The sequence below is a fragment of the Chryseobacterium sp. SSA4.19 genome, assembly GCF_022601875.1.
In the GTDB taxonomy this organism is placed as follows: Bacteria; Bacteroidota; Bacteroidia; order Flavobacteriales; family Weeksellaceae; genus Chryseobacterium.
Genome location: NZ_JAKVIP010000031.1, coordinates 13,000 through 36,040, shown reverse-complemented (window position 1 = coordinate 36,040; position 23,041 = coordinate 13,000). Strand labels below are relative to the sequence as shown.

Below are 23,041 nucleotides of genomic sequence, written 5' to 3'. Positions count from 1 at the left end.
CCCGTTTTACCGGACTGCAAAGATACAAATCTTTTTCTATCCCGCAAATCTTTTTTAATGAAATTTTAAAAGACCTGCCTGATGATTTATTTGCTCTCTTTCTTTATATTGTTTTTATAAAAGTCCGTTACCTAAGTAAAGGGCATTATTATCATATCATATATAAAGTAAAGTAGAATAATTAGTTCTTAATGTTTCCGCTTATTTAAAAACTCTTCTGCGCTACCCTAAACAATCTCTCGTTTTAAGTGGGGCAAAAATACTAACTTTAATCCTTATAATCCAAATATACTTAACATAATATGAATCAGAAGCTACATTTGTGGGAAACTCCCTTAGCTATTCACCTGATTGTATTAGCATTATGAAAAGGTAATAGTTATCCACAGGAAACGAATCCGAATTGAGTGTAGTGGAAATATGATCTATGAAGGGAAATTATATTCCAATAATAGGGAAGAAAGAAAAGGATTATATTAAATAAAAAGGAATTGTGTATACGATAGAAAAGGATTTGTTTTTACATATATCCATTCTTAGGGAAGTTTATAGGTTTTCTTTTACTGTTGTTGTTTACCCTACTTTATTAATAACAACGGCATTCTTGTAGTATTTATTAAAGTCTAGAGGTTTTAAAAGAGTACACAATCCTTATTGAACACCCCGTCAAAAATTCTAAAGAATTTTTGACATCCCTCCAACGGAGGGAAATTATAACTTGGTATCTTATTTATATATAGTATATGGTAGTATGTTTAATTGGATATGATCATATTACCAAAACCCTAGCCCCGATAGTAACGGTTACCCCGCAACAGGCAAGGCAAAGCAAAGGAACAGCAGTGGACAGGTAAAGGAGTGAGGAGTAAAAGTGAATAGCGGGATGAAGCTCCAAAAGAAAAAAATCAAAAAATCTCCTGAATGTTTTATGACTTATCCTTATATAATTAACATTTGCCATTTTTAATTCTTCAAATATATTATTAAATTTGGAGTATGAGTTTTGGAAAAGATTTACTGAGAAAAATTAAAAGTACTGAATTGCCGGGAGAACATGCCCACGGCGTATTCTCCCCGCCCTATCGTCCTGTATTTACTTACGAAGAAGTTTTAAAAAACAATCCAAAATTTGCAGCTGTCAATATTGCGCTGTATCTAAAAAATGATGAATGGCATTTTCCGTTGATCCAGAGAACCATTAACGAACATGACCGGCACAGCGGACAGATTTCTTTACCCGGCGGGAAACGCGAGGAAACGGACCGGGACTTTGCAGAAACTGCAATCCGTGAAACTTCCGAAGAGATCGGTATTGACAAGCATTATATAAGAATCATCAGGGAAATGTCCCCGATTTATATTCCGCCCAGTAATTTTTATGTCTATCCTTATATATCATACACCAGCAGGAATCCGGCATTTATATTACAACAGACTGAAGCCGTAGAAGTGATTGAATTTCCTGTAATAAGCTTTTTGAATCTTCCCGATACCCCCGAAATTATGAGATTGCCTAGCGCAGGAGGAAAAGAAGTTCCGGTGATTAATTTTAACGGATATATTATCTGGGGAGCTACGGCAATGATATTAAGCGAATTCAGCCAGTTGCTGAAAAAAATGTAACTTTGCAGTACTGTGTTAATTGAGAGATGGCGAAGAAAAACATTTTCACCGATGCATTCGGTACTCCTTATTTTTTAAAAAGGCTGATTATCTTCATTCTGGGAATCGTATCCTACAGAAGATTCAACGGCTTTAACAAACTGAAAATTACAGGGACTGAATATCTTGTGGATCTTCCGGATTCCAATGTATTGTTCGTATCCAATCACCAGACTTATTTTGCCGATGTAGCAGCGATGTATCATGCTTTCTGCTCGGTCAATAACGGCTATCTGAACACGATAAAAAATCCGATTTATCTATTAAATCCAAAAATTGATTTTTATTATGTTGCTGCCGAAGAGACCATGAATAAAGGAATTCTCCCGAAAATCTTTAAAATAGCCGGCGCAGTTACCGTAAAAAGAACCTGGAGGGCCGAAGGAAAAAATGTCAACAGAATTGTGGATATGAGTGAAGTTGACAACATCATGAAAGCTCTGGATAATGGCTGGGTCGCTACTTTTCCTCAAGGTACAACCTCAGCGTTTGCCCAGGGAAGAAGGGGAACGGCGAAACTGGTGAAGAACCAACGCCCCATTGTAATTCCAATAAAAATTAACGGATTCCGCAGGGCTTTCGATAAGAAAGGGCTTCGCGTCAAAGTAACAGGTGTAAAACCTACAATGGAATTCAAACCGCCTCTTGATATCGATTACGATAAAGAAAATGCCCAGGAAATTCTCAATAAGATCATGACTGCGATTGAGCAGACTGAAAATTTCAATCTGCTCCACCAATATGATGAAGAACTGAAAGCTAAAAAATCAGAACAAAAGGACCCGGATAATTGAAGCATAACATTTTTATTATGAAAAGAATCACAGAAATCTTATTTGCCCTCCTTGTACTAGTATCATGCAACAGCCAGAAGGTATATTCGGATTTCGATATCAGCTATTCCAGAAGCGGAGGCTTTGCGCCGATATATGAGAATCTGCTGATTAAAGGAAATAATGCCCACTATTCTTTCGAGGGCCAAGGAAAAAAGTACAAGCAGGATTTCAAGGTGTCTCAGGAGGATATAAATAATATAGAGCGTACGCTTACCCAGAATAATTTCAGAAAAATAAAGGAAGATCATAAAAAGATCTATGATCAGATTTCCACTTCTGTTAATGTAAAAAAAGGCGCCAACGAAGGTAATAAAACAGACGCCAGCTCCATCATGCCGGCTTACAGAACGAACTGGACAAATATCACGAATGTCTTCCAGCAGCTTATTAATAATAACGTAAAAAAACAGTAATCCATTGAAGACACATTTCATTGCAATTGGCGGAAGTGCCATGCATAACCTTGCCATTGCATTAAAAGATAAAGGATACCAGGTGTCAGGTTCAGATGACGCTATTTTTGAACCATCAAGGTCAAGACTGGAGAAGAAAGGAATTTTACCCGCCACATTAGGTTGGTTTCCTGAAAAAATTACGTCTGATCTGGATGCCGTAATTCTTGGCATGCATGCACATCAGGACAATCCCGAGCTGGCCAGAGCAAAAGAATTAGGCCTAAAAATCTATTCCTATCCTGAATTTCTTTACGAACAGTCTAAAAATAAAACCCGTGTTGTCATTTCCGGCTCTCATGGAAAAACAACCATTACTTCTATGATTCTTCATGTGCTGAATTTTCATGAGAAAGATGTTGATTTTATGGTTGGAGCTCAACTGGAAGGTTTCGACTGTATGGTAAAACTGACGCAGGATAATGATTTTATGGTATTGGAAGGTGACGAATACCTGTCCTCTCCTATTGATCTTCGTTCTAAATTTTTATTGTACCATCCCAATATCGCTTTAATGAGCGGAATTGCCTGGGACCATATCAATGTTTTCAAAACGTTTGATGATTATATCGAGCCATTCAGAAAATTTGTAGCAAGCATTACACCGGGCGGAATTCTGGTATATAATGAAGAAGATGCAGAAGTGGTAAAAGTAGTGGAAGCAGCTGATAATTATTTCAGAAAAATCCCTTACCACACTCCTGAATACGAAATTATTGAAGGGAAAGTTCATTTGAAAACGGAAATGGGTGATATTCCGCTTTCTGTTTTCGGAGCGCATAACCTGCTGAACCTTGAAGGCGCAAGGCATATCTGCCACCATTTAGGAATTATGGACGAAGATTTCTATGAAGCTATCATGAGCTTTAAAGGCGCCTCGAAACGTCTTGAAAAAGTAGAAAGAGAAGACAACGGAACACTGTATAAAGATTTTGCCCATGCACCGAGCAAAGTAAAAGCGGCGGTAAAAGCTTTTTGCGAACAGTTTAAAAAAGAAAAGAAATATGGTTTTCTTGAGCTTCATACCTATTCAAGCTTAAATCCTGTATTTCTGGAACAATATGACCATGCGATGGATGGTTTGGATGAAGCAATTGTTTTCTATTCTGAAGATGCGTTAAAAATTAAAAGAATGAAACCTATTTCTACCGAACTGATCAAAGAAAAATTTAAAAATGAGAATTTAAAAGTCTTTACCAATGCCGAAGAACTTCATGGGTATTGGAACACGTTAGATAAGTCTCAAGGAGTTTATCTGATGATGAGCTCTGGTAATTTCGGAGGTCTCGATCTGATAAAATAATTTTATTTTACACAATAAAAAGCTGCATTCATAAGAGTGCAGCTTTAATTTTACTGGTTATCGTATATTTAAATGACTATACTTGCAGCCAATCTTGGTATTTTGTTTCTACCCAGTTTTTTAAATATTCATTAAACTCAAACAACAGCAATTCTGCTTTTGTCTCAAAACACACTTTGGGATAACCATTTATAATATTTACGTTTAAAAATTCTGTGTCAAAATTCAAAATGAATGTTTGATTTCCTGAATCGGTGACAGCCAGCTGAGCAGGATAATAATTTTGGCGCAAATCCTTATACTCGGAATTTAAAAGGTTTTCTAAATACATGAAAATCTTATCCGGCACCTTTCCTTTTTCTATGAAGAGATCAGATCTGTTTTTAGTCATTTTTTCATGTTGAAAAGCTGTCATCTGAAAGATATAACTGAAATCATGATCAATCAGTAATTCAGCATTTAAAAGTCTTTCACAAAATCCATCTGATGTCATAAAAGAAAAAATATAATGACGGTCTAAAGTGATGATATTTTTTTCTTCATTAAATTTCCTGGAATAAATCCACATTTCTCGGTCTCTTTATAGATCCGCTACAGCATTCAACATCTTCTGTTCCCATTCCGGATCTTTCGGATCAAAGAACAGTCTCTTTCCTGTATCCAAAGAGCGGACTACATTCATGTCATCTTCTGATAATTCAAAGTTGAAAATATTGAAGTTTTCCTCAATTCTTGCAGGCGTCACCGATTTCGGAATCACACAAAATCCTTCCTGCAAATGCCATCGTAAAATCACCTGAGCAACCGTTTTATTGTACTGTTCAGCAATATTTTTTAAGTCTTTATGATCTAAAAGTCCTGCATTTCCATTTCCAAGAGGACTCCATGGCTGTGTGATGATATTATTTTTCCTGTTGTATACCTGAAGTTCTTTTTGCTGGAATAAAGGATGTAATTCAATCTGATTAATCACCGGATGTATCTCTGAATGTGCCTTTAATTCATCCAGTTTTTCAACGGTGAAATTACAAACGCCAATGGCCTTAATTTTTCCTTCACGATAAAGCTCTTCCATCGCTCTCCATGCACCTAAAAAATCTGCGTACGGCCAGTGAATAAGATACATATCCAGATAATTCATCTGTAACCTGTCCAAAGTTCTCTGAAATGCATCCTTTGCTTTTTCATAAGAAGTATCCTGAACCCATAATTTTGAAGTCACAAACAGATTTTCCCTGTTTAACCCACTATTTTTTACAGCATCTCCGACAGCAGTTTCATTTTGATAAATTGCAGCCGTATCGATCATTCTGTAACCGGTTTGGATTGCTTTAAGGACTGCATTTTCACATTCCTGCAGGTTTTCCATCTGCCAGACTCCAAATCCTAAAGCCGGAATATCAGCTCCGTTATTTAATGTAATAACGGGCTGTCCCGTATATATTTTCTTTTCCATACTATGATTTGTTGATTTTTAAATATGCTCTTAAACAAATTTCCGACAATTTTTTGACATGATAGGCTATCTGTTTTACTTATATTTCAAAACGTAAGCTATTATTTATATCAGCTATTATACCATTTCATTTCCAATCTTTATTTTTGTAAAAATTACAGCATCATGGCACATGAGATCAGATTGGCAACACAGGATGATTATCTTGAAATAATGAATATCTGGGAATCTGCCGTAAAAGCTACTCACCATTTTCTTTCAGAAGAAGACTTTAATTATTTTAAAAAAGTAATTCCAAAAGATTACTTACCTCATCTTGAGGTCTATCTGATTGCTGAAAATAAAAAAATAAAAGGTTTTGCAGCGGCTGCAGAAGAAAATCTGGAAATGCTTTTTATACATGATGAGGCACGCGGGAATGGCTTTGGCAGAATATTATATCAGTTTATGAAAGAAAAAAGCCAACTGTCTAAAGTTGATGTCAACGAACAAAATCCACAGGCCATCGGATTTTATGAGAAAATGGGCTTTAAACCCATAGGAAGATCGGAAAAAGACAGTTCAGGAAAACCTTATCCGATCATTCATATGACTTTATAAATTCAGCTCATGACCTGTCTGAACAAGCTTTTAATATGGGCTATTTCCTCCTGGTAATTCGTGTTTTTCCGGCATCCGAAATACAAAGTATTCTTAAGCTTCTTCTCACCTTCCCAAATCAGTTTTATCTCACCATTTTCAATTTCATTTCTACATAGGAAATCCGGAACCACAGCTAGGCCCGTTCCTCCTTTCAGACAGCGTACAATTGAATTCAGATTGGGAACAATATAATTAGGCCGGAAATTGGGTTTATGACCGAAATTCAGGATCCAGAACTGGAAAAGGTGTTCCATATCTCCTGTTGTTCCGTACCATTTTTCCTTTTTCAGCCACTCTTCGGCATGCTCAATACCTTTTGTTTTGATTACTTTCCGGAAACTTTCCGTATCAATTTCGTTTCCGCCCACCAGAATAATCCGCTCAGAAGAGAAGGCTTCATGTAAAACATTAGGTGATGTTCCTTTTTTGGGCGTAATGATTAAATCTAAAATCCCTTTATCCAGCTGGTCCAGCATTTCAGGATATTCCCCAAAGCTGATAATCAAATTAAACGGCAACGTAGAAACATATTGCTCCAGAGTCGTTTGAAAGGTTTCAAAGCACATTCCCAAACTGATTGTAGGAGTATGCTTTTCTGTAGATTTCTGGAAGTTTTTTTCAACATCCTCCAATCTGGCCAAAGGGTCAGAAACTGCATTGAATAAAACTTTTCCTCTTTCCGTTGGAATCATCTTCCGCCCTGTCCTGTCGAACAATTTATATCCAACGTAAGCTTCCAATGAACTTAAATGGAGACTCACGCCGGGCTGCGAAATAAATAGTGTCTCAGCTGCTCCGGTTAATGTTCCTGTTTTATAAATCGCTTTAAAAGTCCGGTACCATTCGAGATTGACCATAATTGCAATTATCAATATTATGATACAAAATTAGAAAATAATTATATAAATAATATACTAATAAGAATATTGAGATTTTCAGCTTCTAACCTTTCATATTGAGTCTTTCCTCCTGAAGATCCAGCAATCGAAGGTGTTTTCTGATGATTTCTTCATCCAGCAATAGCTCTTCACGGTTTTTATGGATAAGCCAGCTTCTCTGGGTTTCGAGAATATCAATATAAATTTTTCGGTATTCAGCATAATTAATAATGATTTCAGAGCTGCTCAACTGGTTTTCATATTTCTGTAACTGATCTTTCAATGCAGGGAAGCTTTCTATTTTGTGAGCATAATCCTTGCGAATCTTATCAACTGCAACTTGCGCGAGGCTGTTTCGGATATCATAATCGATTTCTTTTTCGCTTCTTACAAAATCCCTGTCTATAGGTGGAAATTTTTTTAATAAAAAAGGCAGTGTAAGCCCCTGAACAAGCAACGTTAAAAGTATCACGACAAACGTGATGAAAAGAATCAGATTTCTTTGGGGAAAAGGCGTTCCGTCATCTAAAGTCAGCGGAATGGAAAGGGCTGCAGCTAAAGAAACCACACCTCTCATCCCGGTCCAGCCAATAATCATGGGAGTTTTCCAACCGGGCGATTGTGCATCTGCAACCGTGATAAAATTTCTCATAATTAAAGTGGTGACTACCGCAGCATAGCCTGCCAGAATTCTAACAATGATCAGCACTGCAGTAACTGCAATTCCGTAACCGATTGCAGTATAAATATCCGTATTTCCCAATCCGGAAATAATTTCGGATAAATCCAAACCGATAAGCATGAAAACAATCCCGTTTAGTAAAAAACAAAAACTTTCCCAAACGGTTACCGTCCGTATCCGGGATGCACTGCTTAAAAAATCGTGGCTTCGGTAAGAGAGAAATAATCCGCCGCAGACCACCGCCAAAACTCCGGAAGCATGAAGTTGTTCCGCAGCCAGATACATCGAAAAGGGCGCAATAAAAGTCAGTAAAATATCGGTATTTGAATCGGTGGGTAAAATTTTATGCATTTTCATAAAAATATAGGCGATAATAAGCCCGACTCCTACGCCGCCGATGCACATCCACACAAAACTTCCCGCTGCTTCATACCATATAAACTGTCCGGTTGCCGCAGCGATCATGGCAAACCGGAAAATAATAAGAGAGGAAGCATCATTGAGCAGACTTTCGCCTTCCAGTATGGAAGCCAGTCTTTTCGGCACTTTCACAAATTTCAATATTGCTCCGGCACTTACCGCATCAGGCGGTGAAACAATTCCGCCCAGTAAAAATCCCAGGGCCAAAGAAAATCCCGGAATAAAATAATTAGCAAAAATGGCAACCGATAATGCGGTAAAAAACACAACGACGAAAGCAAAACTGAAAATAATCCTGCGCCATCGCCAAAGTTCTTTCCACGAGGTTGACCATGCTGCTTCGTACAGTAATGGAGGTAAAAAAATAATAAATATGAGTTCAGGTTCAATTTTAACAAGAGGTACTCCGGGAATAAAACTGATTAAAAGCCCTGCCAGTACAAGCAAAACAGGATAGGCAACCTGAATTTTTCTTGCCAGCATAATGAGCATCGTGATGAGGAGAACCAAAAAAAGATAAAATTCAAAATGTTCTAACATAGATAATTTTTGGGTATTTAAATATATATTAAATTTAGAAATATTCAGAACCTGTTTAAAATTTATACAGCCCTTGCTCTTTAAAAAAATTATACAATTCCAAACCTATATTTAAATTTTATAAATTTGCTTAAGTTTTTATTCATTTTGATCAGTTACATAATTGATGAGTACCTTATATTAGCTTACCATGAAATTCAACAGCAATTACGAATACAATCACAAATTGTTCGGTTATCTTATTATCGGTGAAACTTCCTTTGATGAGATCAGTAAAGCAGAGTATAATGACTATATAAGAATATTTTTCTTTCCTAAATCCTGTCATATCACAATAGACTTTGATGAATATCTTACCGATGCTCCCGCACTATTTTTTGTAGGCAACCATCAAAAAGTAAGGATTAAACATGCTGAACAGCAGGAAGTGCATTTCATCTATTACAACAGAGATTTTTACTGCATTCAGATCCATGATGCGGAAGTGGCTTGTGATGGTATCCTTTTCAATAACATTTATAACCTTCCCCAGACGACACTTTCAGATGAAGAATGCGTTTATACCGAAAACCTATATCTTAATATCCAAAATGAACTTATCGCTAAAGATTCTTCCCAAGAGGAAATGATCAGAACCTATCTTAAACAGCTGATTATAAAAGCTACCCGTGCCTGGAAAAGACAGCAGTTGGGGCAACTTAACGAAGAACCTGCGAGAGAAATGGAGTTTTTCAGAGATTTCAGCCGTCTTGTTGAGATCCATTTCCGTAAAAAGCATGGCGTTGCCGAGTATGCTGATCTTTTGAATATTGCCCCTAAAACACTTTCAACAAAATTCAACCGGCTTCATTTAGCTTCTCCGAACGATATTATAAAAGACCGGATTGTGCTTGAAGCCAAGCGCCTGTTATGGTATTCAAATTATACCGTTAAAGAAATTGCCTATCATTTGGGATATGATGATCCTGCTTATTTCAACAGATTATTTACAAATAAAACAGGAGTATCTCCTGCGGTTTTCAAGAAAAGCAACCCATAATAGAAAAAAGTACAACAAATATCAACTTTATACTATTTTTTCAGCTATACCACTGCCATATCTTTGTCCTGTAAATAATTCCAGATACGGAAGCACAGCAAAGAAGTTGGTAGTGAACCTGATTTTTCAGTGACAACAAAAGCTTAATTTTAAAAGAGCCAGTGTATCCCAAATGAAATTGTTTATTCATAATCGGTAATTATTAATTTTAAATTTATATACTATGAAAAAAACATCAATTTTAAAATCGTTCGGGGCAGTTTTATCCATTTTCTTCATGCTGTTAGGCGGAATCTCTGTAATGGCCCAATCACCAGTGGTTAAAAACGTAGTTTTGGTTCACGGTGCTTTTGTAGACGGATCGGGGTACAGAGACATCTATGATATTCTGAGCAAAAAAGGGTATCATGTTACCGTAGTACAAAATCCGCTGAGTTCATTGGCAGATGATGTAGAAGCAACCCGGGCAGCGCTTGACAGACAGGACGGACCTACTATTCTTGTAGGGCATTCTTATGGCGGAAGTGTTATCACAGAAGCCGGAGATCATCCTAAAGTAGCGGCTCTGGTATATATTGCAGCATTTCAGCTGGGTGAAGGCGAGTCTGCACTTGACTGGGCAAAAACAGAACCGGGATCTCCAAAGAACGGTATTTTACCCGCAGATGACAAAGGAATTCTTTATTATGACAAAGAAAAATTCCATGCCGGATTTGCAGCGGATTTACCTAAAGCACAGACCGATTTTATGTACGCTTCGCAAGGACGTTTTGCAGCAGCAGCGTTAAGTGCCAAAGTAACCAAAGCGCCATGGAAAACAAAACCTTCATATGGAATTGTAGCAACTCAGGATGAAGCCATTCTTCCTTCTATCCAAAGAAAGATGTATAAAAAAGGAAATGCAAAAATCACAGAAATAAAAGGAAGCCATGCCGTATTTATTTCTCATCCTCAGGAGGTAGCAGATGTTATTATAAAAGCTTCAAAAGAAGTTAAATAATTTATAAACACAACGATATAAAAGCTGTTTCACAATTTGTGAAGCAGCTTTTATATTTGAGTACAAATCATTATCCATTATAATTCTGATACAATACTATTAATCATATTATTTTTATTATACAATGATCAGTTATAACTTTGCATCATAATTAAACAACTTATCATAATGAAAAAAATACTGATCATTAACGGCGGACAAAATTTCGGACATTCCGGAGGTAAATACAATCAAACCATTGCAGATAATACGCTTCAGGTTTTAAAGGAATTCAGAAATGTCGAAATAAAAATAACGAATATCAATGAGGGATATGATAAAAATGAAGAAGTGCAGAAATTCGTCTGGGCAGATTACATTGTTTATCACACTCCGATCTGGTGGTTCCAGCTCCCGAACGGTTTGAAAAAATATATTGATGAAGTATTCACAGCGGGGCATGCCAAAGGAATCTACATGAGCGACGGAAGAACTTCTGACAACCCAGCAATCAATTACGGAACCGGCGGAATGTTGGGAGGGAGAAAATATATGGTGACGACAAGCTGGAATGCACCGGAAACTGCTTTTACCCTTCCCGGGGAATTTTTCAATGAAACCAGTGTAGATGAAGGGCCGCTGTTTGGTTTTCACAGAATGAATGCTTTTGTTTCTTTGGAAAAGATGGAGAGTTTCCATTTCCATGATGTGGAGAAGAATGCAGATGTGGAACGTGATATGAAACGGTACAGAGAACATCTGGTCTCTGTTTTTGAAAAAGAACTGAAAACACAATTTGCCTGATCTGATGAAAAAGGGTATTAATAACAGGGTTAAAAGGATACATCGGTGGAACGGTAGCGGAAAAATTACAGGATAAAAAGTATAATTGAACGGAAAATTATTAAATCGAAAAAACAAATAAAATGGAATATAGAAAATTAGGGAATAGCGATGTAGCGCTTTCTGTGATTACCCATGGTGCATTCGCTATCGGCGGGAATATGTGGGGCGGAAATGAAAAGAAAGATTCTATAGATTCAATCCATGCATCTCTGGATCACGGAGTGACTTCTATTGACACCGCTCCGTTCTACGGTTTCGGGTTGAGTGAAGAAATGATTGGAGAAGCCATCAAAGGAAAAGACCGTTCAAAAATTCAGTTGTTAACGAAATTCGGATTGGTCTGGGACGGAAGCAATAATGGGAAGGGCGAATTTTTCTTCGATGCGGATGATAACGGTAAAAAAATTCCTGTTTACAAATTCGCTTCAAAAAAGAATGTCATGAAGGAAGTGGAAGAAAGTCTTAAAAGACTTGGAACAGACTACATTGATATTTTACAGCTTCACTGGCCTGATCATACGACCCCAATCGATGAAACCATGGAAACCGTGGAATTATTAATCAGGCAGGGTAAAATCAGAGCTGCAGGAGTAAGCAATTATTCGGTTGATCAAATGGAGGAAGCCGGTAAAACATTGGAACTAGCCAGCAACCAGGTTTCTTACAGCATGCTGAACCGTGCTATTGAAAATGACTTAGTGCCTTACTCTTTAGAAAACAATTCAGGAATTATAGTATACAGCCCGATGGAACGAGGACTTTTGACCGGAAAGTATTTCAAAGAAGACAAATTAAAAGAAAATGATCACAGGAACGGCTATTTTTCGCAGTTTGAGTTAACCAAAGTAAAAAACTTCTTAGACAGAATCGAACCCATTGCTCTCGAAAAAGGAGCAAGTCTTTCACAGTTGGTTTTACGCTGGACGACTTTACAACCTGCCATTACCGTTGTTTTAGCCGGAGCAAGAAACGCACAGCAGGCGATTGAAAATGCGCAAGCCCTGTCTTTTAATCTATTTCCTGAAGAATTGGATTTTATCAATTCCGAGCTGAAAGAAATCTAACTGAAGAGAACATTTACAGAACTGGTGCAATAATTTCATTATAAAAATTAAATTAATTGATTATGAAGGTTTTAAAAAATACGATTCTATTATGTACCATCCTGACAGTGAGTGCTTTTTCAGCACAGAAAAAAGATATTTGCCGTTATACAAAAACAGAGACCGGTTATCTGATGGTATTCCGACAGGGAGATGATGTCATTGCCGGGATTGAAAATCTGGCGAAAAACGAGAACATTCCGTTCGCAAGTTTTACCGGAATCGGTTTTGCATCAGAAGTCACTTTTGGATTTTATGATTTCGATGCTAAAAAATTTAATCCGAAAACATTCAATAAAGTGGAAATGGGAAGCCTTACAGGTTCAATCGCCTGGAATGAAAAAGGCCCTTCCATTCATGTTCACGGTGTGGCAACAGATAATAGATTCAATGCATATGGCGGACATATTTTATCATTGCACGTCGGAACAGGCTCGATGGAAATTTATGTAACAGTAAATGATCAGAAACTGGAACGGAAAATAGAACAGCCGCTTAATGCTAATGTTTTACAACTAAACTGCCAGAAATAAGCAAAGCGCTTCTCCACGGAGAGGCGCTTTGTGTAAATAACTTTCAACAAATAACAACTTATTTACCAATCGGCATATGCGTTGAAATAGCGATTCTGTTCCACATATTGATAACAATACTTGCCATGATAATATCGGCAATCTGGGTTTCCTCAAAAAGCTCTTGTGCTTTCTGATAGGTTTCTTCTTTTAATCCTTTGTGACTGATTAAAGTAATTTCTTCCGCAATCATTAAAATTACCTGTTCTTCTTCAGAAAACAATTCTTTTGCTTCTCTCCAAGCGTTGAGAAGGAAAATTCTCTGCGGGGTTTCACCATATTTTAAAGCATCTTTCGTATGCATATCCAGGCAGAATGCACAGGCATTGATCTGGGAAGCCCTGATTTTAATTAATTCTCTCTGAATCGGAGTTAAAAAACTGTTCTGAAGAGCTGTTTCCATTCCTATTCCTGCTTTGTAAGCAGCAGGGTGAATTGTTGTCCAGTTAAATCTTGCGCTCATACTATTTTGTTTTAAATTTCTGAGACAAAGTTCCGGTTTATAGTTTCTAAAAATCTTAAACTGGTTTAAGAACGTAATTTCGCCCGGATTTCACTTAAATATTCAGGAGTGAAGCCAAGAAAAGAAGCAATTAAATATTGGGGGATCCTCTGGATAAACCCAGGATATTGTTCACTGAAATGGATATACAGTTCTTCCCTGCTCATCTCGTACAGATAACGGATTCTTCGTTCTGCCGCGGCATACGCTCTCTGATAAACCATTCTGAAATAATGCTCCATTACAGGGTGTTTTCGTAATAATTCTTCCTGGGAATGGAGATCAAGAAGTAAAACAGTAGACTGTTCAACAGACTGGATGTTAAAGCTTGATTTAATCTGTCTTTCATAGGCAAACGTATCCGTTATCCACCAGTTCTCAATAGCGAATTCGGTAGTCTGCTCCACTCCTTTTTCATTGACGAAAAACTTCCTAAGGCAGCCTTTAACAATAAAGAACATTGATGTACAGATTTCTCCCTCCAGCAATAAGGTTTCTTTCTTTTTCACTTCCAAGACCCTAAAGAAAGACAACACGGAAGCATATTCTTCCTCAGCGAGGATTATGAATTTATCTAAATGTCTCTTGAAAGTTTCCATTTTTAAAAATTGTATACCCAAACTTAACTTTATTTTTTTAGCTTTACAATGACAAAACAGTAAATCATGGAAATCGTAGCCAAAATTTTAATTGCCATTGTAGCTATTGAGCATCTTTACATTCTCTGGATGGAAATGTTTGCCTGGGAAACCAAAGGAAAAGAAGTATTTAAAGCGGCTTTGCCTGCAGATATGTTCAAACCGACCAAAGGTTTAGCTGCCAATCAGGGATTGTACAACGGTTTTCTTGCCGCCGGATTAATCTGGTCCTTTTTGATTGAAGATCCGAAATGGCAGACCAATATTGCTTTATTTTTCCTAGGATGTGTTGCTGTAGCGGGAATTTACGGTGCAGTTTCAGCAACGAAGAAGATATTTTTTGTACAGGCTTTGCCCGCAATTTTAGGGATTGTGACTGTTTTATTGAAATAGTTTTTCACTAATGTCTGAAGAAAAGTTTGAATTTAAAAGAAGTTTTTTTGATAATGATTTTAATTTAGCTTTTATTTCAATTTTAGGATTGCCTTTTATTTTACTAAAAAAAGGTTCGATTGACCTGACATTCGGAAGCATAATTTTTACCATTTATTCATTTATAATTTATTTTTCATTCTCAAAAGTTTTTAAAATAATAATATTGGATAATGAAACAGAGTTAATTAACATTTTTGGAAAAAAAATAGTAATATCAAATAATAAAATATTCTTTTCAGAAGAATATTACAGAAAACAGACTAAAGATTCTGTCATACATACTCGTAAATTAGAAATTCAATTCCCAAATAATAAAATCACAATTTATAAAGATGATCTATTAAATTACAATGAATTAGTTGTTTATTGCAAAGAAAAATATATACAATCAGATATAAAAAAAATAAATGTCCAATTTTATTTCTTTTTAGCTTCAATCATTTGCTCTGGAATATTTTTTTTTATCTTAACAAAAAATTGTTTTGAAGCAAAAAATCAAGATAATTTAGAAAGTATTCAAAAGATTGGGTATGTTAAAATAGAAGGTACTTTTAATGATTATAAGAACATTGGAAGAAGCAGTTCTCAAATTCTTATTCATCTGAAAGAATATCCAGAGTTTGAATTTTCACCTAATAATTTCCTGCAAAACCAATCAACATATTACAAGAAGTTAAATACGAAAGGAGAAAAGATTACTTTTTATATATCGCCAAACGAATACAGCAAAAAAATTCAAAAATCTATTCCTTTAACATTTTATGATAAATATTTTGAATATTATAAAATTACGACTTACAAATTAGAATGAGTTATTTAAATCTTAAAAACTCAAACAACTTCTCCTTCATTTCTTCAGCTTTGAATAACCCTTCGTGATATTCAGTCAAATTCTGATTCTTATCCAAAATAATCCACAACGGATAAACAGGCTGTGTTTTATTTTTCGACAAAGCTAAAACCAGCTCATGAATTCCTGAATTTCCGTTGGGCAGATAATTAAATTCCTGCTCCTGAAAAATAATTTTTTCTTTTGTTTTTTCTGCTTCAAAGTTAATGAAGTAAAAATTCTCATTGATGATATTAACCAAATCCTGGTCTTTGTTTAAGTTGAAAGCTTCAATCTTGCACACAGAACACCAGTCCGTATATATATGGATAATGAGCGGCTTCTGATTTTCTTTTTGTTTGGCTTCAAGTTCAGAAAAAGGAATTGTCCTGATCTGTGAGAGACAGAAACAAGGTCCTAATAACAAAAATAACAGGTATTTTATCATCTCAAAATATATCTTAGCCCAAGAAACCCTCGGATTCGCTGCATCGGCGCATAGCCGTACGTCGTATCAAAAGTATAATGGTTGGGATTATTAACCGGATCATCAACATGTTGATCAAACGGGTCGAAAGGCCGCATCAACGGATCTTTCGGAGTAAAATTGAAAATATTTTTCACGCCTCCATACACTTCAAATCCTGACCTGAAGATTTTAGAAATCTGAATATTGGCTAAGCTATAGAATAGTGAATATTCGGGTCGGTAATCATCCGGCGGCACAGGCAGCCGCATCGGTCCGTAAAACTGTCCTGTAAAATCAATAATTAAATTGCTTTGAAATTTATAGGTCAGATTATACGTCCCGCTCCATTTAGGAGCATGAAGCTGTTTCGATTTTTGTCTTTCATCATCAAACTTCTGATAAACGCCCAGATAAGTTACGCCAAGATTTACACTTAAAGGAAAATTAAAAGTATAATCCAAATTCAAAGACGCGCCCCTGGAAATACCATACCCATGAAGATTATTATAAATAATTTTTTCCGGGTCAGAATCAAAATCACCGACAATTTTATTACTGAAATAGGTGTAAAACGCAGACGCATCCAGATTAATCAAACGATCGTTGACAGGAATTTTCCAGATATAATTTAAATTCCCGTTGACAGATCTTTCAGGTTTTAAATCTGATTGAACCATCACTTCGCGGGAACCTGTCAGGGCGGCATGATCCTCTGTAAATAAATTCACCACACGGAAACCCGTTCCAAAATTAAACCGCAACGTATGATAAGGATTGGGAGAAAATTTCCAGGCAAAACGCGGCGAATTCACAGCATGATGGATTTTATCATAATCAAACCTGTATCCCAGCAATAAGGTGTTCTTGTCATCTATCTCCCATTGATCCTGGATAAAAGCTCCGAAAATAGGTGATTTCATCGGCTGATTGGTTAATGCATCAGATGATAAAGTTCCGGGCGTATTATCATCATAAAAAGTTTTCTTAAAAGTTACCCCCAAGATCAGATCATGATTTGCCAGCTTTTTGTCCCAATACGTCTGGGTAAAAGCCACTTTTTGCATTGCCGTAAAAGGATTGGTTCCGTAAAAAGAATTCTGGTCATGAAGATTATAGGAAAACTGGGTCACAATATTTTCTTTCATAGGCCATTGATACATACCAAAAGCCTCTACCCTGTTCGTATAGATGCTCTCACCGTAAATTTCACCACTTCCCCGATACGATTTATTCCACTGCATTTCTCCTCCAAAACGATCTTCATACAAATACCTTAATGCAAAACTCGCCTGTCGGTTTTCTTTTCGCTGGAAATTCCATTTGTTAAATACGGAAATTCTGTTTTGCAGTGCTCCATCGGTGAAATTATCGTTATTTTCATCAAATCTTTTTGTGAAGTTGAAATAATTTAAACTTAATAAAGATGCCGCATTTTTGCCCAGATTAAACTTCGTCGACAAATCAACATTATTTTCATTCCAAGTCGTTGTCATCAGATCAACACTTAATTTGGGAGCTGTTAAAGCATTTTTGGTGATAATGTTAATAACGCCGCCCATTGCTTCGGAACCATAGATTGAAGATGCAGGACCTTTCACTACTTCAATTCTGTCAACCAAGCTATTTGGAATTCCGCTAAGTCCATAAACAGTAGATAAAGAACTGACAATCGGCATTCCATCAATTAAAATCATGGTATAAGGTCCTTCCAGACCATTGATATGAATATCTCCCGTATTACAAACCGAGCAGTTAAGCTGAGGTTTTACACCATTTACCATAGCAATAGCTTCAAAAACATTAGGAGTAGGATTTTTCTGGAAAAATTTATGGCTGTAAATTTCCACAGGCACAGGGCTTTTTGATCTGCTGACCGGTTTTATCGTTCCGGCCATAACAATATCATCGATATTCTGTGTCTTAATTTCCTTTTTCTTTTCAAGTGTGACAGAATCAATCTTTTTTGTTTGATTCAGATGTAAAGTGTCTGCTTCCTGCGCAAAATAAAAGGATGACAAAAAAACAGCAGAAAATAATATTCGTTGCATGAAATTACAATTGTTAGCCAAAACTAACAATTAATTTTAGTAATACAAAACTTAAATAAAAATTGTTTTTAAATTTCAATTCATTAAAAAATATTAAATTTGAGAATCCACATATAAAAGTAAAATGAGATATCATCAGTCGGGAAATATCCCACAAAAAAGGCATACGATTTTTAAGTCTCCGGAAGATAAATTCTATTACGAACAGCTTTTCGGGACGGAAGGCTTTCACGGAATTTCTTCATTGTTGTACCATATTCACCGGCCAACTCAGATTAAGTCTATCGGTGAAGCAAAAGACGTAGCTCCGAGAATTGCGGTTGATAAAAATGTTACGCCAAGAATGTTTAAAGGAATGAATGTGACTCCTGAAGATGACTTTATGGATAGCCGAAAGTTCCTGATGGTAAATAATGACCTGAAAATGGGATTGTCCAAGCCAAGAAAATCGATGGATTATTTCTACAAGAATGCCGAGTGCGATGAACTTTTATACGCGCACAGCGGAAGCGGAATTTTAAAAACATTTGTCGGGAACCTTGAATTTTCTGTTGGGGACTATTTAATCATTCCAAGAGGCACGATCTATCAGGTGGAATTACATTCTGATGATACTGTTTTCTTCGTTGTGGAAAGCCACTCTCCGATTTATACCCCGAAAAGATACCGAAATGAATTCGGACAATTATTAGAACACTCCCCATTCTGCGAAAGAGATATTATTACACCGACTTTTCAGGAACCTAAAGACGAAAAAGGAGAATTTTTAATTAAGGTAAAAAAGGAAAACCAGGTCACGGATTTTATCTACGCCACCCATCCGTTTGATGTGGTAGGTTGGGACGGTTATTTCTATCCTTATAAATTTAACATTAAAAATTTCGAACCGATAACCGGCAGAATTCACCAGCCGCCACCGGTTCACCAGACTTTTGAAGCGCATAATTTCGTAGTTTGTTCATTCTGTGCGAGAATGTACGACTATCACCCGCTGGCTATTCCGGCACCTTACAATCACTCGAATATAGATTCTGATGAAGTTTTATTTTATACAGAAGGTGATTTCATGAGCCGTAATCATATTGATCTAATGGATTTCACGCTTCACCCCGGAGGAATTGTCCACGGACCTCATCCGGGAGCCATGGAGAGAAGCATTGGTAAGAAGTTTACTGAAGAATATGCGGTTATGGTTGATCCTTTCCGCCCTTTGAAAATTACAGAAGAAGCTTTAAAAGTGGAAGATCCGTCTTATAAAACTTCATGGCTGGAAGAGGAAGATCATACCTTAAAAGACCGATTGCAGGAATAATTTATTTTAAAATAACACAATCATATAAATCCCGGATAACAAATATTCGGGATTTTATTTTTATACATTCGAAGAACATATGAACAGAAGGCTAAGATATTGTTTGTAAACCTTTTTATTTTATTCAAATGCTCAAACATGATAAAAATCTTTGAATATTTATAGTCTATCAAGGCAATATAAACTATCTTTAATAGAAGAAAATTATATATCAAACTTACAATAAAGCTTAATTTATGGATCAATATATCAGTGCAGAAGAAGCAATTTACACCATCAAAAGCGGAAACCGTGTCTTCTTTCATGGAAGTGCGTGTACTCCTAATTATCTAATCGACGAACTGGCGAGACAATCGCACCGCCTGGATAATATTGAAATGGTTTCCATAACCCAACAGGGAAATGTGGAAATTGCCAAGCCGGAATATAAAGACAAATTTTTTGTGAATTCGCTGTTTGTTTCCACCCCGGTGCGTGGTGCCGTGAATTCAGACCGGGGAGACTTTGTGCCTGTGTTCTTAAGTGAAATCCCGATTTTATTCAGAAAAAACATTTTACCGCTTGACGTGGCACTGATTACCGTTTCCCCACCTGACAAGCATGGATTCTGTACCTTGGGAACATCCGTAGACGTGGCAAGAGCAGCAGTAGACACTGCTAAAATCATTGTCGCCACTGTAAATCCGCTGATGCCGAGAACCCACGGTGAAGGGATGATCCACATCAGCAAAATCACCAAGCTGGTCTGGCATGAAGAAGAGCTTCCGACCGTGGATTACGGTTCTAAAGTAGGCCCTGAAGAAATGGAAGTCGGAAAAAATGTTGCAGAACTGATTGATGACCGCTCTACCCTGCAAATGGGAATAGGAACCATTCCGGATGCCGTTTTAAAATGCCTTGGAAATCATAAAGACCTGGGTGTTCATACCGAAATGTTGAGCGATGGGGTAATCGATCTAATTCAAAACGATGTCATCAATAACAAATATAAAGGGTACAACGATAATAAAACCATCACCAGCTTCTGCTTTGGAACAAGAAAGCTCTACGATTATGTGGATGACAATACCGTATTTGCTTTCAACGATGTGAGTAATGTGAATTTCCCGATCAATATTATGAGAAATAAGAAAATGGTTGCTATTAATTCTGCCATTGAAATTGATCTCACAGGACAGGTATGTGCAGATTCCATAGGAACGATGCAGTACAGCGGGATCGGTGGCCAGATGGATTTTATGAGAGGTGCCGCATTGAGTGAAGACGGAAAACCCATCATTGCTATTACGTCAAGGACCAAAAAAGGGGTATCAAGGATTGTTCCTTACCTGAAACAGGGAGCCGGGGTAGTCACCACAAGAGGGCACATCCATTGGGTGGTTACAGAATACGGAACAGCTTATCTGTATGGAAAAAACCTGAAGCAGAGAGCACAGGAACTGATCAGTATTGCACATCCGGATGACCGTGAAATGCTGGAGAAAGCGGCTTATGAAAGATTCAGCCATTAATCTGTTTTATCATTTCTGATCTCCAAAATGGTAACTGGGCGTATTCTTATCACAGAAATATGGTGTAATAAATTTCTAAGAAATGGCCGATTAAGCCTGCCTGACGTTTGTTAGTTAATATTTTCCGTATTAGCAGGAAATTCGTAATTTGCATACTAATAAATTTAAAGTAAAAATAGAAATATGTCAACACTTACATTTGCCGAAAAGATTGCTCAGGCAGAGAATTTTTTGCCGATTAACGGTACCGATTATATAGAGTTTTATGTAGGAAACGCCAAACAGGCAGCACATTATTACAAAACCGCTTTCGGGTTTCAGTCTGTAGCGTATGCAGGTCCGGAAACCGGTGTGAGAGACCGTGCATCGTATGTTCTTCAGCAGGGAAAAATCAGATTGGTCCTTACCACAGGATTAAAGTCTGACTCTCCTATCAATGAGCATGTAAAAAAACATGGTGACGGGGTTAAGATTTTGGCACTGTGGGTAGATGACGCTTATAAAGCTTTTGAAGAAACAACGAAAAGAGGCGGAAAACCCTATATGGAGCCGGTAACTCTGACGGATGCAAACGGTGAAGTAAGAATGTCAGGAATTTATACTTACGGAGAAACCGTTCACATGTTTATCGAGAGAAAGGACTACAGCGGGCCGTTTATGCCGGGATATGAAAAATGGGAAAGCGCTTATCAGCCGGAAGAAGCAGGCTTATTGTATGTTGACCACTGTGTAGGGAACGTAGACTGGGACAGAATGATTCCTACGGTAGAATGGTACGAAAAAGTAATGGGATTTGTGAACATTCTTTCTTTTGACGACAAACAGATCAATACAGAATACTCTGCTTTAATGTCTAAAGTAATGTCCAACGGAAACGGATTCGCCAAATTCCCTATTAATGAGCCGGCGGAAGGTAAAAAGAAATCTCAGGTAGAGGAATATCTTGATTTCTATGAAGGAGAAGGGGTACAGCATATTGCAGTGGCAACAAAAGACATCATCCATACCGTAACTGAACTTAAAAAACGTGGCGTAGAATTTCTTTCTGCTCCACCGGAGGCATATTACAGCATGGTTCCTGAAAGAGTGGGACATATTGATGAAGATCTTAAGAAACTTCAGGATCTGGGAATTTTAATTGATCATGATGAAGAAGGATATTTATTACAGATATTTACAAAACCTGTAGAAGACCGCCCTACCCTATTCTTCGAAATCATTGAAAGACATGGTGCACAGAGTTTCGGTGCGGGTAATTTCAAAGCGTTATTTGAAGCGCTTGAAAGAGAGCAGGAAAAAAGAGGGAATCTTTAATTTTAGCAACAATATCAGGTTTTGTCAGGATGAAAAGTCTTGACAAAACTTTTTTATAAACACATGCATATGAAAAAAATATTCATCGGAATTTTATGTATCGGAATGATCTCCGGCATAAAAGCACAATATGGCTCATTAAATAACATCCTCACAAAACTTGAAGAAAGAAAAGGGGTCAATCAGCAACTGGAGTCTGTCAATATTGATAATAAAAAATTCGTTTTTATTAAAGATGATGCAGACCATACGGAAAGAGATTTTATTGTTATTAAAGGCAATAAAGCCACGTATGTAGAAGTTTTTGATGATAAAAAAACGGGAGAAAGCAACTCCAATGTATTTTCAGGAGATATTGTGAGAAACAAAAGAAATATTATCTCCTTAAGAGCAGATATGCTGGAAAACAAAAAAGTTCCGGTTCCCTTGACCAAAACTTTACTATTGACCAGCCAGGATCACATTCTTTACCTGATCGATATCAACACAAAAGACAGATGGATCGATGAGGAAGCCTTGTCGAAAACCAAACCTAAAAAATAATATTTCAGCATTCTCATAGAATTGAAACCC

General features: G+C 36.9%; 24 protein-coding genes. 16 read left to right on the top strand and 8 right to left on the bottom strand.

The genetic code is table 11. The annotated features are described in order from the left end of the window. Window positions 1-996 precede the first annotated feature (996 nt). The 4 genes from MKJ01_RS16970 to MKJ01_RS16955 are packed head-to-tail and all read left to right on the top strand — an operon-like array spanning window position 997 to window position 4,253. A complete protein-coding gene (locus tag MKJ01_RS16970) occupies window positions 997-1,623 on the top strand; it encodes a CoA pyrophosphatase (RefSeq protein ID WP_241615320.1) in 627 nt (208 codons plus the stop codon). Window positions 1,624-1,649: 26 nt separating this feature from the next. Continuing rightward, window positions 1,650-2,456, top strand: coding sequence for a 1-acyl-sn-glycerol-3-phosphate acyltransferase (locus tag MKJ01_RS16965; RefSeq protein ID WP_241615321.1), 807 nt, complete (start codon window positions 1,650-1,652; stop codon window positions 2,454-2,456). 17 nt (window positions 2,457-2,473) lie between these two features. Beyond that, window positions 2,474-2,911: a hypothetical protein gene (locus tag MKJ01_RS16960; RefSeq protein ID WP_241615322.1), complete on the top strand. Its 438-nt coding sequence runs from the start codon at window positions 2,474-2,476 to the stop codon at window positions 2,909-2,911. Window positions 2,912-2,915: 4 nt separating this feature from the next. Next, the gene (locus tag MKJ01_RS16955) at window positions 2,916-4,253 is read left to right on the top strand and encodes a UDP-N-acetylmuramate--L-alanine ligase (protein WP_241615323.1); all 1,338 of its coding nucleotides are present in this window, start codon (window positions 2,916-2,918) and stop codon (window positions 4,251-4,253) included. A 76-nt stretch (window positions 4,254-4,329) separates the two neighbouring features. On the opposite strand, the gene MKJ01_RS16950 is transcribed toward MKJ01_RS16955, so the two are convergent. After that, on the bottom strand, window positions 4,330-4,584 hold the full coding sequence (locus tag MKJ01_RS16950) for a hypothetical protein (RefSeq protein ID WP_241615324.1): 255 nt from the start codon (window positions 4,582-4,584) through the stop codon (window positions 4,330-4,332). Window positions 4,585-4,833: 249 nt separating this feature from the next. After that, window positions 4,834-5,709, bottom strand: coding sequence for an aldo/keto reductase (locus MKJ01_RS16945; RefSeq protein ID WP_241615325.1), 876 nt, complete (start codon window positions 5,707-5,709; stop codon window positions 4,834-4,836). 165 nt (window positions 5,710-5,874) lie between these two features. On the opposite strand from MKJ01_RS16945, the gene MKJ01_RS16940 reads away from it, so the two are divergent. Beyond that, the gene (locus tag MKJ01_RS16940; RefSeq protein WP_241615326.1) at window positions 5,875-6,309 is read left to right on the top strand and encodes a GNAT family N-acetyltransferase; all 435 of its coding nucleotides are present in this window, start codon (window positions 5,875-5,877) and stop codon (window positions 6,307-6,309) included. A gap of 2 nt (window positions 6,310-6,311) precedes the next feature. Here MKJ01_RS16940 and MKJ01_RS16935 read toward each other — a convergent pair whose 3' ends face one another. Both MKJ01_RS16935 and MKJ01_RS16930 read right to left on the bottom strand, forming a co-directional pair. Then, complete coding sequence (locus MKJ01_RS16935) at window positions 6,312-7,208, bottom strand: LysR family transcriptional regulator (protein ID WP_241615327.1); 897 nt, start codon at window positions 7,206-7,208, stop codon at window positions 6,312-6,314. Between the two features lie 85 nt (window positions 7,209-7,293). Then, window positions 7,294-8,871 (bottom strand): Na+/H+ antiporter, encoded by a 1,578-nt coding sequence (locus MKJ01_RS16930; RefSeq protein ID WP_241615328.1) that lies wholly within the window; start codon window positions 8,869-8,871, stop codon window positions 7,294-7,296. A 190-nt stretch (window positions 8,872-9,061) separates the two neighbouring features. Between MKJ01_RS16930 and MKJ01_RS16925 the strand changes: the two genes are divergently transcribed. The 5 genes from MKJ01_RS16925 (at window position 9,062) to MKJ01_RS16905 (ending at window position 13,371) form a co-directional block, all read left to right on the top strand. Further along, a complete protein-coding gene (locus MKJ01_RS16925) occupies window positions 9,062-9,910 on the top strand; it encodes an AraC family transcriptional regulator (protein WP_241615329.1) in 849 nt (282 codons plus the stop codon). Between the two features lie 223 nt (window positions 9,911-10,133). Further along, window positions 10,134-10,910 carry an alpha/beta hydrolase gene (locus tag MKJ01_RS16920; RefSeq protein ID WP_241632707.1) on the top strand — a complete coding sequence of 259 codons (777 nt, stop codon included), beginning with the start codon at window positions 10,134-10,136 and terminating at the stop codon, window positions 10,908-10,910. A 168-nt stretch (window positions 10,911-11,078) separates the two neighbouring features. Further along, complete coding sequence (locus MKJ01_RS16915; protein ID WP_241615330.1) at window positions 11,079-11,693, top strand: NAD(P)H-dependent oxidoreductase; 615 nt, start codon at window positions 11,079-11,081, stop codon at window positions 11,691-11,693. Between the two features lie 122 nt (window positions 11,694-11,815). Beyond that, entirely contained in the window at window positions 11,816-12,799 is a 984-nt protein-coding gene (locus tag MKJ01_RS16910; protein ID WP_241615331.1) for an aldo/keto reductase, read from the top strand. A 62-nt stretch (window positions 12,800-12,861) separates the two neighbouring features. Further along, window positions 12,862-13,371 carry a PPC domain-containing DNA-binding protein gene (locus MKJ01_RS16905; protein ID WP_241615332.1) on the top strand — a complete coding sequence of 170 codons (510 nt, stop codon included), beginning with the start codon at window positions 12,862-12,864 and terminating at the stop codon, window positions 13,369-13,371. A 58-nt stretch (window positions 13,372-13,429) separates the two neighbouring features. Here the strand turns inward: MKJ01_RS16905 and MKJ01_RS16900 are convergent, their stop codons facing one another. After that, a complete protein-coding gene (locus MKJ01_RS16900; RefSeq protein ID WP_241615333.1) occupies window positions 13,430-13,873 on the bottom strand; it encodes a carboxymuconolactone decarboxylase family protein in 444 nt (147 codons plus the stop codon). A 65-nt stretch (window positions 13,874-13,938) separates the two neighbouring features. Continuing rightward, entirely contained in the window at window positions 13,939-14,511 is a 573-nt protein-coding gene (locus MKJ01_RS16895; protein WP_241615334.1) for a Crp/Fnr family transcriptional regulator, read from the bottom strand. Window positions 14,512-14,577: 66 nt separating this feature from the next. Here MKJ01_RS16895 and MKJ01_RS16890 point away from each other — a divergent pair, with 66 nt between their 5' ends. Together MKJ01_RS16890 and MKJ01_RS16885 are read left to right on the top strand one after the other, a co-directional pair. Next, entirely contained in the window at window positions 14,578-14,943 is a 366-nt protein-coding gene (locus tag MKJ01_RS16890) for a DUF1304 domain-containing protein (RefSeq protein ID WP_241615335.1), read from the top strand. A gap of 10 nt (window positions 14,944-14,953) precedes the next feature. Beyond that, complete coding sequence (locus MKJ01_RS16885) at window positions 14,954-15,796, top strand: hypothetical protein (RefSeq protein WP_241615336.1); 843 nt, start codon at window positions 14,954-14,956, stop codon at window positions 15,794-15,796. A 1-nt stretch (window position 15,797) separates the two neighbouring features. Here MKJ01_RS16885 and MKJ01_RS16880 read toward each other — a convergent pair whose 3' ends face one another. Together MKJ01_RS16880 and MKJ01_RS16875 are read right to left on the bottom strand one after the other, a co-directional pair. Continuing rightward, window positions 15,798-16,262, bottom strand: a complete 465-nt coding sequence (locus tag MKJ01_RS16880) for a thioredoxin family protein (RefSeq protein ID WP_241615337.1) — start codon at window positions 16,260-16,262, stop codon at window positions 15,798-15,800. Beyond that, window positions 16,259-18,331 carry a TonB-dependent siderophore receptor gene (locus tag MKJ01_RS16875; protein WP_241615338.1) on the bottom strand — a complete coding sequence of 691 codons (2,073 nt, stop codon included), beginning with the start codon at window positions 18,329-18,331 and terminating at the stop codon, window positions 16,259-16,261. The genes MKJ01_RS16880 and MKJ01_RS16875 overlap by 4 nt, the downstream gene beginning before the upstream one ends. Before the next feature lie 124 nt (window positions 18,332-18,455). Between MKJ01_RS16875 and MKJ01_RS16870 the strand changes: the two genes are divergently transcribed. The 4 genes from MKJ01_RS16870 (at window position 18,456) to MKJ01_RS16855 (ending at window position 23,011) form a co-directional block, all read left to right on the top strand. Beyond that, the gene (locus MKJ01_RS16870; RefSeq protein ID WP_241615339.1) at window positions 18,456-19,643 is read left to right on the top strand and encodes a homogentisate 1,2-dioxygenase; all 1,188 of its coding nucleotides are present in this window, start codon (window positions 18,456-18,458) and stop codon (window positions 19,641-19,643) included. Window positions 19,644-19,879: 236 nt separating this feature from the next. Continuing rightward, on the top strand, window positions 19,880-21,154 hold the full coding sequence (locus tag MKJ01_RS16865) for an acetyl-CoA hydrolase/transferase family protein (protein WP_241615340.1): 1,275 nt from the start codon (window positions 19,880-19,882) through the stop codon (window positions 21,152-21,154). A gap of 183 nt (window positions 21,155-21,337) precedes the next feature. Continuing rightward, entirely contained in the window at window positions 21,338-22,468 is a 1,131-nt protein-coding gene (hppD, locus tag MKJ01_RS16860) for a 4-hydroxyphenylpyruvate dioxygenase (RefSeq protein ID WP_241615341.1), read from the top strand. Between the two features lie 69 nt (window positions 22,469-22,537). Further along, entirely contained in the window at window positions 22,538-23,011 is a 474-nt protein-coding gene (locus tag MKJ01_RS16855; RefSeq protein WP_241615342.1) for a hypothetical protein, read from the top strand. The last annotated feature ends 30 nt before the right edge of the window (window positions 23,012-23,041 follow it).